General features: G+C 65.6%; 21 protein-coding genes. 13 read left to right on the forward strand and 8 right to left on the reverse strand.

The window, feature by feature from the left end; all coding sequences use genetic code 11:
• Nucleotides 1-62 precede the first annotated feature (62 nt).
• On the forward strand, nt 63-770 hold the full coding sequence (locus Har1129_RS14335) for a bifunctional 2-polyprenyl-6-hydroxyphenol methylase/3-demethylubiquinol 3-O-methyltransferase UbiG (RefSeq protein WP_151101271.1): 708 nt from the start codon (nt 63-65) through the stop codon (nt 768-770).
• A 27-nt stretch (nt 771-797) separates the two neighbouring features.
• Here the strand turns inward: Har1129_RS14335 and Har1129_RS14340 are convergent, their stop codons facing one another.
• Both Har1129_RS14340 and Har1129_RS14345 read right to left on the reverse strand, forming a co-directional pair.
• Nucleotides 798-1175, reverse strand: a complete 378-nt coding sequence (locus Har1129_RS14340; RefSeq protein WP_151101272.1) for a nuclear transport factor 2 family protein — start codon at nt 1173-1175, stop codon at nt 798-800.
• On the reverse strand, nt 1172-2791 hold the full coding sequence (locus Har1129_RS14345; protein ID WP_151101273.1) for a peroxiredoxin: 1620 nt from the start codon (nt 2789-2791) through the stop codon (nt 1172-1174). Before Har1129_RS14345 ends, Har1129_RS14340 begins: the two co-directional genes overlap by 4 nt.
• Nucleotides 2792-2878: 87 nt before the next feature.
• Between Har1129_RS14345 and Har1129_RS14350 the strand changes: the two genes are divergently transcribed.
• The gene (locus Har1129_RS14350; protein ID WP_151101274.1) at nt 2879-3394 is read left to right on the forward strand and encodes a DUF367 family protein; all 516 of its coding nucleotides are present in this window, start codon (nt 2879-2881) and stop codon (nt 3392-3394) included.
• Nucleotides 3395-3563: 169 nt separating this feature from the next.
• Here Har1129_RS14350 and Har1129_RS14355 read toward each other — a convergent pair whose 3' ends face one another.
• Nucleotides 3564-4637 (reverse strand): hypothetical protein, encoded by a 1074-nt coding sequence (locus Har1129_RS14355; RefSeq protein WP_151101275.1) that lies wholly within the window; start codon nt 4635-4637, stop codon nt 3564-3566.
• A gap of 114 nt (nt 4638-4751) precedes the next feature.
• Here Har1129_RS14355 and Har1129_RS14360 point away from each other — a divergent pair, with 114 nt between their 5' ends.
• The gene (locus Har1129_RS14360; RefSeq protein WP_004960523.1) at nt 4752-4901 is read left to right on the forward strand and encodes a 50S ribosomal protein L40e; all 150 of its coding nucleotides are present in this window, start codon (nt 4752-4754) and stop codon (nt 4899-4901) included.
• Between the two features lie 60 nt (nt 4902-4961).
• Here the strand turns inward: Har1129_RS14360 and Har1129_RS14365 are convergent, their stop codons facing one another.
• Nucleotides 4962-5867, reverse strand: a complete 906-nt coding sequence (locus tag Har1129_RS14365) for a hypothetical protein (protein WP_151101276.1) — start codon at nt 5865-5867, stop codon at nt 4962-4964.
• A gap of 50 nt (nt 5868-5917) precedes the next feature.
• The gene (locus tag Har1129_RS14370) at nt 5918-6529 is read right to left on the reverse strand and encodes an MBL fold metallo-hydrolase (RefSeq protein ID WP_151101277.1); all 612 of its coding nucleotides are present in this window, start codon (nt 6527-6529) and stop codon (nt 5918-5920) included.
• A gap of 144 nt (nt 6530-6673) precedes the next feature.
• Here Har1129_RS14370 and Har1129_RS14375 point away from each other — a divergent pair, with 144 nt between their 5' ends.
• From Har1129_RS14375 to Har1129_RS14390, 4 genes are all read left to right on the forward strand, one after another.
• Nucleotides 6674-6859 carry a DUF5786 family protein gene (locus Har1129_RS14375; protein ID WP_151101278.1) on the forward strand — a complete coding sequence of 62 codons (186 nt, stop codon included), beginning with the start codon at nt 6674-6676 and terminating at the stop codon, nt 6857-6859.
• Nucleotides 6856-7407 carry a DUF99 family protein gene (locus tag Har1129_RS14380; protein ID WP_151101279.1) on the forward strand — a complete coding sequence of 184 codons (552 nt, stop codon included), beginning with the start codon at nt 6856-6858 and terminating at the stop codon, nt 7405-7407. The genes Har1129_RS14375 and Har1129_RS14380 overlap by 4 nt, the downstream gene beginning before the upstream one ends.
• A gap of 222 nt (nt 7408-7629) precedes the next feature.
• Entirely contained in the window at nt 7630-8073 is a 444-nt protein-coding gene (locus Har1129_RS14385; protein ID WP_151101280.1) for a RidA family protein, read from the forward strand.
• 112 nt (nt 8074-8185) lie between these two features.
• On the forward strand, nt 8186-8773 hold the full coding sequence (locus Har1129_RS14390; RefSeq protein WP_151101281.1) for a uracil-DNA glycosylase family protein: 588 nt from the start codon (nt 8186-8188) through the stop codon (nt 8771-8773).
• A gap of 28 nt (nt 8774-8801) precedes the next feature.
• Here the strand turns inward: Har1129_RS14390 and Har1129_RS14395 are convergent, their stop codons facing one another.
• Entirely contained in the window at nt 8802-9167 is a 366-nt protein-coding gene (locus tag Har1129_RS14395; RefSeq protein ID WP_151101282.1) for a hypothetical protein, read from the reverse strand.
• 171 nt (nt 9168-9338) lie between these two features.
• On the opposite strand from Har1129_RS14395, the gene hisH reads away from it, so the two are divergent.
• The 3 genes from hisH to Har1129_RS14410 are packed head-to-tail and all read left to right on the forward strand — an operon-like array spanning nt 9339 to nt 11589.
• Nucleotides 9339-9986, forward strand: coding sequence for an imidazole glycerol phosphate synthase subunit HisH (hisH, locus tag Har1129_RS14400; RefSeq protein ID WP_151101283.1), 648 nt, complete (start codon nt 9339-9341; stop codon nt 9984-9986).
• A 23-nt stretch (nt 9987-10009) separates the two neighbouring features.
• Nucleotides 10010-10858, forward strand: coding sequence for an SDR family oxidoreductase (locus Har1129_RS14405; RefSeq protein WP_151101284.1), 849 nt, complete (start codon nt 10010-10012; stop codon nt 10856-10858).
• Nucleotides 10846-11589 (forward strand): acetoacetate decarboxylase family protein, encoded by a 744-nt coding sequence (locus Har1129_RS14410; RefSeq protein WP_370455425.1) that lies wholly within the window; start codon nt 10846-10848, stop codon nt 11587-11589. Before Har1129_RS14405 ends, Har1129_RS14410 begins: the two co-directional genes overlap by 13 nt.
• Nucleotides 11590-11800: 211 nt before the next feature.
• Here the strand turns inward: Har1129_RS14410 and Har1129_RS14415 are convergent, their stop codons facing one another.
• Complete coding sequence (locus tag Har1129_RS14415) at nt 11801-12154, reverse strand: hypothetical protein (protein WP_151101286.1); 354 nt, start codon at nt 12152-12154, stop codon at nt 11801-11803.
• Nucleotides 12155-12288: 134 nt separating this feature from the next.
• Here Har1129_RS14415 and Har1129_RS14420 point away from each other — a divergent pair, with 134 nt between their 5' ends.
• Entirely contained in the window at nt 12289-13965 is a 1677-nt protein-coding gene (locus tag Har1129_RS14420) for a histidine kinase N-terminal 7TM domain-containing protein (RefSeq protein WP_151101287.1), read from the forward strand.
• 60 nt (nt 13966-14025) lie between these two features.
• The gene (locus Har1129_RS14425) at nt 14026-15129 is read left to right on the forward strand and encodes a tRNA (guanine(26)-N(2))-dimethyltransferase (protein WP_151101288.1); all 1104 of its coding nucleotides are present in this window, start codon (nt 14026-14028) and stop codon (nt 15127-15129) included.
• 61 nt (nt 15130-15190) lie between these two features.
• On the opposite strand, the gene Har1129_RS14430 is transcribed toward Har1129_RS14425, so the two are convergent.
• Nucleotides 15191-15607, reverse strand: coding sequence for a hypothetical protein (locus Har1129_RS14430; RefSeq protein WP_151101289.1), 417 nt, complete (start codon nt 15605-15607; stop codon nt 15191-15193).
• A gap of 94 nt (nt 15608-15701) precedes the next feature.
• Between Har1129_RS14430 and Har1129_RS14435 the strand changes: the two genes are divergently transcribed.
• Complete coding sequence (locus Har1129_RS14435; RefSeq protein WP_151101290.1) at nt 15702-17138, forward strand: MATE family efflux transporter; 1437 nt, start codon at nt 15702-15704, stop codon at nt 17136-17138.
• The last annotated feature ends 59 nt before the right edge of the window (nt 17139-17197 follow it).

Raw genomic sequence — 17197 nt, forward strand, 5'->3', positions numbered from 1 at the left:
GTGTGTTACACGAAACCAGATTTCAATACACTATTACGTTCCTCCGGTGGGACCGTCGAGGTATGCCGGACGACGCCTTCGGACGGATGGTGCGTGACTTCCACCGAGACGACCTCACAGCGCGGCCGCAGTATCGGCGCGACGACGATGATGTGACCGAGGCGCATCTGGCGGGCTACTTTGAGCCATTGTCTGAGTGGCATCCTATCGAGCGACGCCTACTCCCGGCGGTGACGGGGCGGGTCCTCGATACCGGCTGTGGCGTCGGCCGACACGCGCTCACGTTGCAGGAGCGGGGCCACGACGTGCTGGCGGTCGACCGGAGTCCGGGAGCCGTCGCGGTCGCCCGCAAGCGCGGGGTCGCCCATCCCGTCGTCGGTGACCTCCGGCGGCCGCCCGGCGACGGGTTCGACACGGTCACCGTACTGGGCAAGCAACTCGGCCTCGGCAGTTCGCTGGCCGACCTCCGGACAACGCTCACCGAACTGGCAGCGGTGACACAGCCCGGTGGTCGTCTCGTCGCCGACATGGACACGCTCGACCGGGCAGACCCTGAGACCGACGCAGCACACCGCACCCGGCCCGGTGTCGCCTACCGGACCTTTCGCGTCGAGTACGACGGGCTGGCCGGCCCGTGGACCGACCTCCTGCTGGTCACGCCGTCGCAGTTCCGCGCCGCGGTCAGCGAGACGCCGTGGACCGTGGACGTGCTCGTCGGGACGGAGAAAGACGGGTCGGCCTACGGCGTCCGGCTGTCGCTGCCGGCGTGAAACAGGGAATCCACAAACAGTCAGGGCTCAGCGCGTGTATGTCTCTATTCGCTCGATGTCGTCCCCAGTGAAGGTGAACACGTCCACGAAGCCGACGATGCGCTCTCCGTCGGCGTCGAGCAGGCGACCGCGGGCGACGACCTCCGCCACCGTGCTTTCGCCGTCAGTCTGTTCCGCCGTGCCGTCCTCCCGACGACAGTAGAGGCCGTCCAACGGATGTGTGGTGTCGGTCTGGGGTCGCTCCTCGCGCATGAACCGAACGAACCCCTCCCGGCCCTCGATAGTCTGGTCGGGTCGGTCGTGGACGAACGACGGAGCGAGCAGAGAGGCCAACTGGTCGTAGTCGTCACCGTCGAGGGCGTCGTAGTAGGTCCGTGCGCGCTGCAGGAGTGCGGGTCGCGTCACGTATTCGATTCGGTGTCGTCTGGTGTGTCTCTGTCGCTCTCCGCGTCGGCTGTCTCCTCAGTTGTGTCCGCGTCCGTGCCGTCATCTAGCCCGGCGTCGACCGCTGGTTCTCCCGTGTCGCCGTCGGCAGCCATCGGGTCGGACAGGTCCAGCTCGACTGCGTCGTCGGTCTCCGTTTCTGAGGCGGGGCCAGCAGCCGGCGACGAGCCGGCAGTCGACTGCTCGCCGTCCGGCGCGTCCTGTGTCGAAGCGTCGTCGTCCGCGCTGCCGACTGTGTCGGGCGGCGCTTCGACCATCGCAGTCGGGGTCTCTTCCAGCGGCTCCGTCGGCTCGTTCTCGGCCTCGCTGGCGGCCAGTTCGGCCTGTATCTCCTCGATATCGGTGTCGTCGACGTCCGAGATCTCTCCCTCCCCGTCAGCCGCCGACACCGGTTCCGGCGGCGTGTCGTCGGCTCCCGACTCACTGTCGTCCTCCGCTGTCGACGGGTCCGAGAGTGTGGTCGCAGTCCCCGGAGTTGTCGTTCCGTCGGTTGCGTCTTGCATCTCGTCAGTCTCGTCCGCACCCTCGGACGACGGTGTGGAATCCGGCGCCGACTCAGTGGCCGACGGCGCTGCCTCCGATAGTTCACTGTCTGTCTGTTCGACTTCCTCGTCGATGTCCACGTCGAGCGAGGTATCCACAGCCGTCTCGTCCTGCGTGAGGAACGCCGGTCGGTCGTCGTCGTCCTGTTCCAAGGTCACGAGGTCCGGCGGCCATGGACCGTCGGGGTCCGGTGGCTCCTCGTAGCCACGGGCCGTTTCCAGCGGCCGCTCGGCGTCGTCCCGGAGCTGCTGGCCCTCAGCTCCGTCCCCGCTAGAGTACTCGCGGGCTGCCTGCGTGAGCCAGTCGCTGGCCTGCCACAGTGAGTTCGCCTTGGTCTTCGTGTCCTCGTAAATCGGTCTCAAGGACGCATCGTCAACGAACCGGACGGCGGTGTCGAAGTGGTCTTCGGCGGCTTCGAACTCTTCGCGTGCCTGCTGGAAGTCACCCTGTGCGACCATCCACTCCGACTCGCGAAAGGCACTCATCGCCGCAGTGAACGCGCGCCGACCCTCGGTGTAGTGGGCGTGGCCGACGCGGTAGCGGGCGAACGCGGTGTCGTCGCCGCCGGTCTCGGCGATAGCGTCCTTGATTTCTCCGACGCGAGGGAGCTGCTGGAGGTCGTCAGTACTCCATGCGTACTGCACGTCGCCGTCGTGGTCGATGACGACGACGGCCCGCTCGATGAGCTGCTGGCCGATATCGTCCACAAAGTCGAGCCCGTACTCGCGGGCGACATCGTGGTCAGTGTCGGATAGGAGCGGGATGTTCAGGCCGTAGCGATCCGCAAAGGCCCGGTGGCTGTACACCGAATCCGGACTGATCCCCAAGATAGTCACGTCCTTCTGCATCGTAAAGAGGTCGAGTTCGTCTAGGTCACAAGACGTCTCGTCGCAGGCCGGATTGAAATCCGCCGGGTAGAACGCGAGGATGACTACATCCTCGCCGAGATAGTCGGACAGCCCGACTCGCTGGCAGTCGCCGTCGACGAGTGCCGGCAGTTCGAACAGTGGTGCCGCCGTCCCCTCTGAAAGCACACGTTATACAACCGAGTCCGGCTATAACAGTGTTTGCACGCTATCACAGAACGAGTCGCTTTTATCCGCCACAGTGATAGCTCTCCTGTGGAACTGCACGTCCGGTACGAAGGCGACGACGACCCAGACAAATGTAGCGCGCGGAAACTGGCCCGCATGGACGAGGCCGAACTCCACCGCGCGACGCGGTCGACGCCGCCCGGCATCGTGCTCAACCCCTTCGCCGAGCAGGCGCTGTCTCCAGCGGACCGACCGACCGCCGGTGACGGCGCTCGCCACAGCCGCCTAGTCGCGCTCGACTGCTCATGGGAGACAGCCGAGCGGGAGGCGTTCGACCTCGAAGGGGTGCACCGCTCGCTCCCCTTTCTCGTCGCCGGCAATCCGGTCAACTACGGAACGGCGTTCCAGCTCAACACCGTCGAAGCGTTCGCCGGCGCGCTCGCCATCCTCGGGGAACTCGACCACGCCGAGCGGATCCTCTCGACGTTCTCTTGGGGCCATACCTTTCTGGAACTGAACGAGGAACCGCTGGAACGGTACGCGAACTGCGAGGATTCGAGCGACGTCATCGACGTGCAGGACGACTATCTCGCCGAGGAGTAGTCACCGGGGCGTTGCTGGCTTCTCGAGGAGCGGCGCATCACAGTGTGGACAGGCCCGTCGCGCGTGTGCCTCCAGCACGTCGTCGATGCGTTCTCCACAGGCTTGACACCGCATGAGAATAGTTAGTATCCGTACAATAATGTAGCTTCGGCTTCAGTTCTCAGGGTGGTTACTGGAATCCGGTTCCGATGCCGGTCAGAGCCGCTGGCGGGGTCAGCGGACTCGGCGGCAGATCCGCGTCCGGGTCAGGGTCGTTGTACCCGGCAGGTGCGACGTCGTTGGGCCCGTCAGGATAGCACAGCGACGCCAGTGCTTGAATGTGGTCGCGGCCGACGCCGAGTTCGAACTGGCCGCCACCGTACAGGTCGATGCCGTGTTGCTCGCAGTAGTCGATAGCGGCCAGCACGGACTCGACGGTGCCACAGCGCGAGGGCTTCATGTTGAGCCACGCCGGTTCGAACGGTAGCGCCTCGATGCTCTCGACACCGGTGATTGGCACGTCCCACGTGACGCGCACCTCCTGTCCGTCGAACACCGGCCGGGTCGCGTCGGTCAGGTCCGGGTCCTCGACCAGCGCCTCCGGAAGGCCGTCGACGACGCGGCGATAGAACTCGGGGTCGGCCTCGACATCGACATCGGTCCCCTCGTACAGCCCTTTCAGGTCCAGCACCCGAACGTCGTAGTCGGTCAGTTCGTCGACGAGCGCATCGCTCCAAGACGGCGTGGGGTCGAGTTTGAACGACAGGTCGCCATAGCGCTCACACAGCCTCGCAAGCCGGTCCGCCGTCGGCGGTGTGTCGTCGTCCGGGTTCGAGAGCCGCGTCGAGACGACGAAGTTTACGGGGTCGTACTGTCTGCCGAGCGCCGACCCGAGGTCCGTGTCGGCCTGTTTCAGCGCCAGATCAAGTGCCGCGCTCTCGAATCCCCACCGCCGGTAGTGCCGAAACCGGTCCTCGTCGGGTGGCTCCGGCCAGAGATCGGCCTCGGCCAGCGCCGTCGAAAACGAGTCGAGCGTGTACTCGCCGGTCAGTACGGAGTCCCCGCCCTGCAACGCGTCGGCGTCCTGCAGCGCATCGTGGGCCTCGGTCGTGTACGTCACGTCCTCGCCGCGCCCGGTCTCGCCCGCGCCGGAGAGGTGAACGACGGTCGTCGCTCGGTCGAATCCGCTGGAGGTCGCCCGCTCCAGCCGCTCGAACTCGCAATGCTCGACGGTGACCGGGAGGTCCGCGACCTGATCGTACATACCCTAGCTTCGCATCTCAGGTATCTAAAGCCGAGGGAGTGTGTGCTCGACCGGCCGGACACAGCTCCAGACCGAAACTCAAAGCTTAAACGCGCGCACCGGAAACAACCGCGCATGGCTAGCTTCGAGACAGCGTCCGACCGACTCCTCAACAAGCAGATCTGCATGCGGTGTAACGCTCGGAACCCACAGCGCGCCCAGCAGTGCCGGAAGTGCGGCTACGGCAACCTGCGTCCGAAGGCGAAAGAAACCCGCAGCGCCTGATTTTCGGGCCCGTTTTGGAGAGATGCCGCCGGCACCCGGTGGCAGTTCGTCGCCAGTCCCCTACTGTCCAGTGTGTTCACTGTCCACGGACTGTCGGTCGAGCGTTGCCATGCGAACCGACGCGTGTGAGACAAGAAGTTCCAGCAGCTTCCGGTCTTCTTCGCCGACAGTCGTCTCGGCGGTCGTGACTGAGAGAACGACTGTCGCCCTGTCCTCGTCGTTCAGCACGACCGCCGAGACGCAGTCGGTGACGGACTCGGAGATGTCAACGGGGAACGGCCGGTCATGGACCGCGACCTCGCCCTGTTGCTGTGTCCGGACCGCGTGGGCAAACTCGCCGACGTCGTCGGCCGGCACGGTTCGAATCGTGTTGGCGAGCGTCGCCGTCCTGTCGTCGCTGATGCGGATGACGGCCGTCTCCTCCATTCCAGTCATCGTGCTGAATGCCTCGACGACGAAGGCGGCGACGCCGTCGACGCTGGGCGCGCTGGCGATGGCTCGCCCGTAGTTATTCACGTCTGCCGCCTTCCCGGCGAAGGCCTCGATACGGTCGCGTTCGGCTTCCAACTCGCGGAGCCGACTGCGGCTCTGGGCGTCGTACAGGCCGACAAGAACGCCCGCCAGCGCGCCGACAGTGACGAGGTCCACCGTCAGGTACGACGCTCGGGCGAGTGAGCCGGCGGTCACACGCTGGCTGAACAGCAGGAGCGCCGCGACAGCAGCGAACACCACAGTCCCGCCAGCGGCCCATACCGCAACACGGGCCGTGGCCCCCTCAAACGTCGTGTCGCGAACGAGCCAGACGCCCGCGTACACTATCGCAAGCCCCATCGCCGCAAAGGGGAGCCCGTCGACCGCGACCGCCACCGGAATCCGGGTCTGCTGGACTGCGTGAAGCACCTGAATAGCGGCCAGCACGACGCCGGAGAGCGCAAGGGCCATCCCCGTCAGAAGTCGCTGGTTCATGCAGTCGAATGTCGGTCCTATCACTAGAGGGTTGCGCCGGTTTCGAGTGGTCACTCGTCTGGGTACTTCGGCTCACGGCGCTCGGCCCGTTCGAGGGCACGCTCGACGACTTCGCGAACGTCGCCGTGGAAGACGCCGCCGTGTCCCGAGTACATATGTTCGACGCCTGCTGGCAGACGGTCGAGCAGGGCCTCGATGCTCTCGATGAGGCGCTCGCGGGACTGGCCGGGACGGTCAGTGCGGCCGAAGGAGCCGTCGTCGAACGCGCCGTCGTCGTGGACGACCACGTCACCGGAAAACAGGGATGACTCGGAGACGAGCGAGACGTGGTCGTCGGCGTGGCCCGGCGTGTACACGACCTCACATTCCTCGTCGCCGACCGTGAGCGTGTCGCCGTCTTCGAGGTCGTGGTCCCGCCGAGGGTGAGCAGCGTGGGCGTACAGCGGCGCGTCGAAAGCGTCGAGGACGGCATCGAGTTGCTGGACGTGGTCGCCGTGCTGGTGGGTCAACACGACGGCGTCGAGCGCGTCGGCGTGCTTGCGGATGGCGTCGACGACGCCGCGCATTGCGCCGGCGTCGATCAGTGTCGTCTGTTCGCCGGTCGCGAGATAGGCGTTGCAGGTGAACGTCTCGGCTTCGGCGGTAACGTTGTGAACGGCCATACACGAAGCCTGTGGCGCGGTCCGCTTGAGTGTACTGTCCGGCTATCGGGGCGGACGCAGGCGACAAGGCGTTCTGTCGGCAAATAAACACAGGAGGGGTGGCGAGTGATTTTTTACTGTGAACGTCATAGTTGTACACGTACCATGGGGTTCGGGAGCTACGACGAATCGGAACAAGACAATCAGGAGTACGACACAGACTTCGAGGACGAGGACGGCCTCGATGCTGAAGAAAACGCCCACGAGGGCGACATCGAATACGAGTTCACCGCGTCGAACGACGAACTGCTCGATAGACTGGAGGACATCAAAGACGACCAGAACACGTGAAATCGGGGGTACGGGCCCTCGGCATCGCGGAGTCGTATCAGGCGGAAACCAGTCAGTTCGCTGGCGCTGTCGTCCGCGCCAGCAGGGTGGCCGACGGCTTTGTTTTCAGTACTGCAACGGCCGGCGGGAGCGACGCGACTGAGACAGTGTGTGAGATGGTCGAGCGACTGGCCCGCGAGGACGTCCGCTACCTGCTTGTGGCGGGTATCGCGCCGGCGTGGTTCAACGTCCTCGACCTCCGACGGATTCACGACCGCACCGGTCTGCCGGTCCTGTCGGTCACCTTCGAGTCCTCGCCGGGGCTTGCGGGGGCCATCCGCGAGGCGTTCGACGACCCCGATGCCGTGCAGGACCGGCTGGCGACCTACCGCGCTCAACCGGAGCGCCGGCCGGTATCGGTGAACGACGAGACGGTGTACGTCCGGAGCGTCGGCCTCGACGACAGCGCCGCCGCGGATGTGGTTCGTGCATTCACGCCGGAAGGCGGCCGTCCGGAACCGCTCCGGGTCGCCCGACTGGCGGCGCGGGGGCTGGTCGAGATGGAGTGACCGGAATAGCAGTACCGCCCGACCGGAGACGGTGTGACACTGGCCGCCAAGACAATGGCACAGGGCGACTTCACATCAGTTACCACGACAGATTCTCATCTATTGCTAAATACAATACAGCAGACAGAGCGACTCGAAAGGGATCTGTATTTTTATTCTGTAGGGACGTTAGTAATAGCTAAAGACAGGCTGATTGTCCGACACCGTGTATGTAGAAACACAATGGCAGAAAGCAAAACACAGGCGAGGACGGCTGTAGAGCCCGCAGAAACGAACGAACAGACGAACAGCGACAGTAGCGTGACCCGCTACGAGGGCGACCAGCCGACAGAACACAGCGTGTACGGCACGCGCCAGCAGGACAACCAGCTCGTATTCTTTGACGGACAGTTCCCCGATACGGAAACGGTTCGCAGCGGCGACGTTCAGGCACAGACGCTCGCCGCACTCGACCAGATTCGTGCTATGGCTGCCGAATCCGGTCTCGAACCGCGTGACCTGCTGCAGACGACGGTGTATCTCACGGAGATGGACCAGCTGACAGCGGTCAAGCAAGCATATGCGGCGTTCTTCGACGGGCAGCGACCGTCACGGACCGTCGTCGGCGTCGCAAGCCTGCCGAACGACGCGGCGGTACAGATCGAAGCGACCGGTGTGAAACGGTAATCGCTGACGGATCTGGACCGTTGTTACCGCTGAACCGGCGGAACCGGAGCTCGGACCAGAGGCTCGGCGGCGGACCGCTGCGTTTGAGAGCCCCCAGCGCAAACGACGGGGCATGGAGCAGATGGACGGTCTCGACGTCGTCGACTGTGAGCGCTGTGATGACCTCTGTCGCTCGCGCTCGCGAATCGTCAACGGTGTCGGCCCCGCGGATGCAGACCTGCTGTTCGTCGGGGAGGCCCCCGGCGCGAACGAGGACGAACAGGGCGAGCCGTTCGTCGGGCGAAGCGGCGACGTACTTGACGACGGGTTGCGCGATGCCGGCCTCGATCGCGGCGACGTGCGTATCACGAACTGTGTGCGCTGTCGCCCGCCGGACAACCGCGACCCGCGCACGGGCGAACTCGCGAACTGCCGGGAGTACCTGAAGACGGAAATCGACCGCGTCGACCCTGAAGTCGTCGTCACACTTGGGAAGGTTCCGGCCGAGCATCTGCTGGAGCGCGACGTAGCTGTCACCGGCGAAGCGGGCGACGTGTTCGACGTGCCCATCGAGGGGCAGCCACGCCGCGTGCTCGTCTCCGTCCACCCGGCGGCGACGCTGTACGACCCGAGTCAGAAGGAGACGTTCGAGGCGGCGCTTTCGACCGCCGCGGAATTCACTGACGCCCAGAGCGGGCAGTCGCGGCTCGGCGAATTTTAACTGTTCCCAGACGTGTCCGGCAGACGGGCTACGCCGTCACCAGTTCCATCGCCTCTGCTTTCGTGTCGACCAGCGAAATGTCGACACCCGAAATCTCGCCGACCTTGCTCTTGAGTGCCATCTTCTTGATGCCCCCGGAGACGATGACCCAGTCCGTGATACCGAACTGCTTGCCCGCCTCCGCGGCCTCCTGTGCCCGTGTGAACACGTCGTCGTTCAGCGAGGCTTCCATCTGAAGGTTCGAGATATGCGTATCGACCGCCGGTTTCGAGGCGAGTTCTTCGAACCGTTCATTGACTTTCGCGAACGTCTCGTCCGTCATCTCCATCCCTTCGGGGAATTCAGCGATGAGAACGTTACCGTCGACGTACAGCACATCTGTAAGATCAACCATCAACGGCCGTATGCAGTAGATGAATAAAACGAGCCGGGCTTATTTTCACAGTTGATATTCTCATCGGGCCCGAGTGTCTGACTGGAAGCGGCACCACCGACCGGACAGTGGTTGTGCCGAAAGCTTGTTCGAACAGGAAGTCACTTAGCCCCTGTTCGCCTACGGCAACGTATGAGTGTCAGACAGACGACCGCAGACGTGGTCGTCGTCGATTACGGACTTGGGAACCTCCGGAGCGTCACGCGCGGACTCGAACGCGCCGGCGCGGACGTGACCCTCTCGGAGGACCCAGCGGAGTTCGACGCGGCCGACGGCATCGTCCTGCCCGGCGTCGGGGCGTTCTCCGAAGGGATGGACAACGCCGGGCCGTTCCGCGAGGCGCTAGTCGAACAGGCCGAGGCCGGCAAGCCCCTGTTCGGGATCTGTCTCGGGATGCAGATGCTCCTGACGACGAGTGAGGAGGCCGACCACGAAGGGCAGGGCGACGCCGAAGGGCTGGACCTCATCCCCGGGAAGAACGTCCGGTTCAGCCGCGACCAGACCGTGCCACACATGGGCTGGAACGAACTCGACGTGACGCGAGACCACCCGCTCGTCGAGGGCGTCGACGGGGAGCACGCCTACTTCGTCCACTCCTACTACGCCGTCCCCGACGACGAGGACGCGACGGTGGCGACGACTGACTACGGGGCGGACTTCGCCTCGATTGTCGCCAACGACGCCGGCAACGTCTTCGGCACGCAGTTCCACCCGGAGAAGTCCGGCGAGACGGGGCTGCGCATCCTCCGGAACTACGTCGACTACTGTCTCGACCACTGAGTTTCTGACGCTAGTTTATTTGTATGCCTACAGAGGACTCTGTCGTCCTGCTCACCGGTGCAGCGTCGGGCATCGGCGCGGCGACGGCGCGGGCGTTTGCCGACGACGGCTGGACCGTCTACGCGACGGACATCCAGAGTGAGTTTCCAGACGATATCCGCGAGCGCTGTCGCTGTCTCGAACTTGACGTGACCGACAGCGAGCAGGTCGAGGCCGTCGTCGACCGAATTATCGTGGAGGCGGGCCGTCTCGATTGTCTGGTGAACAACGCGGGCTACGGTGTTGCCGGTCCGGTCGAAGACGTCTCCGGCGACGAGGTTCGAGAGCAGTTCGACGTACTGGTCCACGGCCCACACCGCCTCGTACAGGCAGTTCTCCCCGAGATACGCGAGCACGGCGGGCGCATCATCACGGTCTCCAGCGTGCTTGGCCACACCGCGTCGCCCGGCCTCGGCGGGTATTCGGCCGGCAAAGCCGCCGTCGAGTCGCTGACCGACGCACTGCGGATAGAGGTCGCCGGAGCGGACGATGTCCACGTCTCGCTCGTCGAACCGGCGTGGGTCCAGACAGGCTTTGCCGACAGCGCGCTGGGAAGCCTGCACAACGAGGACCGGACGCCGACCTACGACCGGACCTACGACGCGCTGGAGGACGGCTGGGTACTCACCGGCGGGCCGCTGGCGACGACGCCGGAAACCGTCGCCGCGACAGTCCTCGCCGCAGCGACTGCCGACCCGCCGAAGGCCCGCTACCCCGTCGGGGCCTTCGCCACGTTCGTCCGGTGGACCCACTGGCTCCCGGCGCGGCTCCAAGACCCGATACACCGCGGGTTCGGCCGAGCGAGCGCGTTTCTGGGGCGGTGGCTAGGGTGACATCTCCGACCGACGGCGACCGGGTTCGGCTCTCGACCGGTCACGAGGTGACGCTCCCGCTGGTCACGGAGGCGACGGTCGCCGGGGCGGTACTCCCGGCGCGATACGAGGTTGCGGAGTCGCTGCTGCCCGCTGGACTCACACCGGTCCGAGCGACGGCCCGCCGGGCCGCAGTCGTGCTCCTCTGTGTCGAGTACCACCGCATCGGCGACGACGCGATGGCTCCCTACGACGAGTTCGCGGTGATGATCCCGGCGACCCCGGGGGAGTGGCAGCCACCGCTTATTCCACTCCTGACCCGCGGGGCCGGGAGCTACGTCTGGTCGCTCCCGGTGACGACCGAGCCTGCGCGCGCCCTCGGCGACGAGATCTGGGGCTACCCGAAGACGGTCGCCGACATCACCCACCGCGACGACGCGACCCGCCGCGAGACGACAGTCGTCGAGGACGGCGACCACGTGGCGACGGTCGGCATCGACTGGCCCCGGACTTGGGAGCGCCGGGAGCGGATAGAGAGCTACGCGGTCCGGGAGGGACGGCTGGAACGGACCCCAGTCGAGTTCCAAGGGAAACTGGGGGTCGCACCGTTGAGCGGTCGCGTCGACGTGGACCTTGGCGACCACGAGCGGGCCGACACCCTCCGCTCGCTCGAACTCGGCTCTCGGTCACTACTACGATTCTCGCTAGCGGGGCGGATTGCGTATAGCGCTGGGCAGCCAGTAGCGCGGTAGCAGAGCGTGGCAGTAGCAAGACCGGAACAGCGCGGTAGCAGTAGCACGGCGGTGCGGAAGCCGTAGCATATAGCATACCGCGCGCCGTCGGCGTGCGGTTTCCCCGGACGCGAACGAAGTGAGCGTCCGGCCTTTTTCGCCCACGTTTTTCAAGGAGTGGTTCGAGCGCGCTCTCCGAGCGCGACTCGAACCCGACGCTGAAAAAGGTGGTCTAGAGGAACTCCCGAACGTCCGAGTACCACATATCGTGGTCGTCGACGGCATCGATGGCCTCGGCGATGCGAACGGCAATCGCGTGCCAGCAGAGCTGGTCGGGGTCATCGGGGTCGAGGTTGTACTCGCTGTCGGCGCAGGTACAGCCGCCGTCCTCGACGATGTACTCGTCGTCGTGGCCGACGACGACAGTGAAATCCCGGTACTGCTTGACCCGGCTCTCGCCGACAGCCTCGATGGCCTGATGGCCGCGGTCGTCGTGCGCGTCGACGATAGCTGACACTGCATCGGGGGTTAGTTCCCCGGCGGCTTCGAGGTCGGCCACCCACTCCTCGACTGCGGTCACAGCCATGCTACGGAAAGGGGTGACAAAACGGCGTCGGCTTCAGCATCCGAGCCTCGACTGGTTCGCAGTCGACAGCGGGGAGTTATCAATGGTTGTACTGTGCCCAGAAGCATAAACACGGAGTGGGGGTTTCTTCCGCCATGGACCTCCCGTGGCTGGCGCTGGGCTCGTTTGTCTCGGGGCTCGGGTCGCTGTATCTGCTGGCACAGCTCCGGACGCACTGGGACAAGCCCGGGGCGCGATGGTTCGTCGCAACCATCGTCACGCAGACAGTCTGGTGTTTCAGCTACGGCGCGGCGCTGCTGGTGTTCGACCCGGCACTTCGCCTCGCTCTGGAGATGGCGTCTTGGCTGGGCATTATCTGGATCGGCTTCTGTTTCCTCTCCTTTGCGCTTGGATACACCGGCCGGACGAACGTCCTCGAAAGCAGTTGGTACCGGGGCGTAGCGGTCCTCCCGATCGCCGGAACGGTGCTCGTCGTCACGAACCCGCTTCACACCGTGGTCTGGGAGGGGTTCCGGGTCGTGCCGGCCGCCGGCAGCGCCGGTGCCGACTACGCCGTCTTGCCGATGGGGCTGCTCACGATTATCGTCGCGATGCTGTTCGTCAGTTTCGGGACGCTGTTGGTGTTCGATACGGTCGTCAGCTACGGGCCGCTGTACCGGAGTGAGGCGCTGGCGGTCGGCCTGAGTCCGATACCGCCCGGGGCCGGGGTGTTGCTGTGGGCCGGCGGCATCGGGCCGATTCCGGCGGTCAATCTGACGACGCTCCTGTTCCTGCCCCACGTCGCACTGGACCTGTACGCGTTCGTCCGCAGCGACATGTTCGAATTCCACCCGGCGACCCGGCGGGCCGGGGAACGAGCGGCCATCCACGACATCGCCACGCCGGTCGCTATCGTCGACGAACAGGGGCGGGTCGTGAATCTCAACCCCGCCGCGGAGGGGATGCTCGCCGTCGACAAGCACGAGGCACTGACGAAGCCGCTAAACGGCTTTCTGGCGGGCGATACTATCGAAACCGACGGCGGGGGTTCTCGGGCATCCATCGAGGCCGGTGGTCGACACCGTGAGTTCAAGATCCGGCAGACGGCGCTCCGGGACGAAGCGGGCACGCAGCTGGGGTACACGGTCGTCTTTCAGGACATCACCGACGAAATCCGTCGGGAACGCCGCCTCGAAGTGCTCAACCGGTTTCTCAGACACAACGTTCGCAACGAGAGCGTCGTCATCCAAGCCCGGGCGGAACTGCTGGCGGGGGAACTCGACGGAGACCACGCCGAGTACGCGGCGACCATCGAGCAGTCGGTTAGTCGGCTGATCGACTCCGGCGAAAAGGCCCGGACCCTCGCCGAAGCGGGTGCCGACGACGCAGCCCTCGACTCCATTGTGCTGGCCGACCTCGTCACCGAAGTCATAGAGACCGCCAGCGACGAGTACAGCGGTTCAGTCACGGTCGAGATACCCCACGACCTCCGGCTGACGACCCAGCCTGCCTTGCTGGAGGTCCTCCTCGCCAATCTCGTCGAAAACGCCCTTCAGCACGTCCCGGACGCTGTCGTTACCGTCGGGGCCACGGTTGAGGGCAATGACGTCGTGCTGACCGTCAGCGACAACGGCCCCGGAATTCCTGAACACGAACTCGGCGTGCTGGATCGGGGCCGCGAGACGGACCTGAACCACGGCAGCGGCATCGGCCTCTGGCTCATCCGGTGGACGGCCACGACGCTTGAGGGCGACCTTGCGTTCGACACGAGCGACGGGACGACGGTGACCGTTCGACTCCCCAAGGAGCGAACGGCCGCCGAAGCGGCCTAGGTCGAGGCGGGAGCCGGCGGGCTTCGAACGACTTAACGGCACCCGCACGGACCGGGGCATATGCGCGTCAGTGAGGGCCGAGTGACGGTCACGGTGCCGGAACAGCCTGACGCGGGGAAGGGCGCGGACGTGTTCTTCAACCCCGTTCAGGAACTGAACCGCGACATCACCGTGGCGGCGCTGCGGGCCTACCGAGAACGAACCCCACGCGTGTCGACGTATCTGGACGCCACCGCCGCAAGCGGCATCCGTGGCGTCCGTGCGGCGGCCAACGACTGGGAGACGACGCTGTGTGACATCGACGACGACGCGACGGCGCTGTGTGAGCAGAACCTCGAACGGAACGACCTCGCCGCCTCGGTCCGGCGGTCGGACGCGAACGTGCTCATGCACTCGGAGGCGTTCGACGTGGTCGACGTGGACCCCTTCGGCACGCCGATTCCCTTCGCCGATGCCGCGGTTCAGGGGACCAAACACCTCCTCTGTGTGACGGCCACCGACACCGCACCGCTGTGTGGCGCACACTTCGAGAGCGGCGTCCGCTCATACGGTGCGGTGCCGCGAAACACCGAGTTCCACGCCGAGATGGGGATGCGCGTCCTCCTGTCGGCGATGGTCCGCACCGCAGCCCGCTACGACATCGCCGCTCGGCCGATTCTCAGCCACGCGACGAAACACTACGCCCGGACGTACCTCGAATTCGACCACGGTGCGAAGGTCGCCAACGACTGCATCGACGAACTGGGCTACGTCCACCACTGCCAGCACTGCCTCTGGCGCGACCACGACTACGGCCTCATCGCCGACCCGCCCGAGGACTGTCCGGTCTGTGACGAACACCTCCAGACGGCCGGCCCCATCTGGCTGGGCCGGACCTGCGACCCCGCGTTCGTCGACGCCGTCACCGAGCACTTGACCGAGGAGATGGGAACTGCCGAGAAGGCAACAGAGTTGCTGGCGACGCTCAAGGCGGAAATCGACACGCCGACCCACTACGACCAGCACCGCCTCTGCAAGCGCTGGGGTCGCGGTGCGGAAGCCATGGACGAGTTCATCGAGAAACTCAGCGACGCCGGCTACGAGGCCTCGCGAACGCATTACGGCGGGACGACGTTCAAGACGGACGCCGACGTGGTGGAAATCCGCGACGCGACGGCAGAGTAGCGGACCCAAGAATCACAGCGAACCCCGAGGTTGCGAGCAGAGTTGACGTTCGAACAGCGTCCTATCGACCGTTTGCTCGCCCGACGCTCTCTCGCACCGCAGAAACGAGGTCGTAGGTAAGCAGGTACACCGGGCGCAGGAAGTAGTTCGCCATCCCTGCGAGACCGAGCAGTCCGCCGATGGCCTGCATCTCACCGGGCGTGGCCGACAGGCGGACGAGCAGCGGCAGGGCCGTGATGAGCGGCGCGACCCACAGCGACGCAACGAGACCATCCACGTCGACACCGGCGACGGAACCGAATCGCTCCTTGTCCGGACGGGCGGCGTACAGAACAGCCGTTAGTACCAGCAGACCCACGACAATCGGCAGAGACGCGCCGACGCCGGCGACGCCGAAGCCGATAGCCAGTGCGGCCGCGACGAGCAACAGGACCGTCACCTGCATCGTCCCGTGCCGGATGGCCGCTTCCGTATCCATATCCGGTCGTTGCGGCGGTGCTGTATAAACCCTGTGAGGGCGGCGTCCGGTTCTTAACACCTTTCGGGTTCGACCGCAAAGCAGTGGCGAAGACGTGCCCTCCACGTACAATCCGGTCCGTGGCGTCCTGCTGTTCATCGGCGGCTTACTTGCACGGTTTGACCTCGTCGAGCGCGAGCGAATCCGCCGAGCGACGGACCTCTCTTGGCCCCGCATCGTCACCGGGCTTGCCCGGATGTCGAAGTCGACGGTCGACGTGGCGATGGTCGGGCTCGCGCTCGGACCGACAGCTATCGCCGGCGTCGGCTTCGCCGCGCCGTTCTGGGAACTGGTGTTCGCGCTGGGTGGCGGCGTCGCCGGGGGGACAATCGGGATGGTGTCCCAGCGCTACGGCGCCGACGCCGAGGCGGAGCTGGCGGTGACTGTCACGACCAGCGCCGCCGTCGCTCTGGGGCTGACGCTCCCGCTACTGGCGGCGTACTGGGTCCTCCCGGGTCTGCTCGTCGATCTCGTCGGGACGGGGTCCGAGGCCGTCGATTACGGAGTCCAATATTTGCGCGTCATTGCCCTCGGTGTCCCCTTTGCCGCACTGAACCTCATCGCGAGCCGAACGCTCGTCGGGGCCGACGACGCTTGGACCCCGATGCTGTTGCGGGCCGGCGGCGCGGTCGTCAACATCGCGTTGAACGCCGTGTTCATCTTCGGATTCGGTCTCGGCGTCGTCGGTGCGGCGCTGGGGACGGTCGTCGCGAACGTGCTCGTCACGGCCGGGTTCGCGGTCGGACTGGCCCGCGGTGGCCTGCCGGTAATCGGTGCGTTTCCGGTCCGGATTCCGTTATCGCGGCCGTTCCTCGACCGGGGATTGGGACGAGACCTCGCAGAGACCGGGGCACCGCTGGTGGGAGCCAACCTTGCACGGACCGGGGCGCAGTTCCCCCGGCTGTTCATCGTCGGGCTGTTCGGGCCGGGGGTGGTGTCGGCCTACGTCGTGGCGCTGCGGGTCCGGGCGCTGCTTGATACGCCGAACTGGGGACTGAGCCTCGCGTCGAGCAGCCTCGTCGGACAGGCGCTCGGTGAGGGCAACGAGGCCGAGGCGACCGTCTGGGCGCAGACGGTCCTCCGGCTGAGTATCGGCGTGTACATCGTCGTCGCGGCGACGTTACTCCCGTTCTCGCGTGGCCTCGCCCGCTTGTTCGTTTCGGACCCCACAGTACTCCCGCTGGTGACGGTGTTCGTCGCCGTCGCATGTGCCAGCGTCGTGTTCAGGGGCGTCGACGGCGGTTCGACCGGGCCGCTCCGTGCCAGCGGTGACACGCGCTGGCCGCTGTACTCCCAGTTGGCCGGGATGTACCTGTTCGCTCTCCCGCTGGCGTATCTCGGCTACGTTACACCACTCGGCGAACTCGCGCTGTACGCCTCGCTGGTGGTCGAAACCGCGGTTCCCGCCGCAGTGACCTACTATCGCTTTCGGTCGGGAACGTGGCGAGTCGTCAGTCGGTCCTACCGACCCGACGCGGCGCTGGACGATTGAAGCGTGGCGTCGACAGCCGACTGACATCAGGCAGCCGACAGTATATTTGTGACGCCACT

The sequence above is a fragment of the Haloarcula sp. CBA1129 genome (assembly GCF_008729015.1).
In the GTDB taxonomy this organism is placed as follows: domain Archaea; phylum Halobacteriota; class Halobacteria; order Halobacteriales; family Haloarculaceae; genus Haloarcula.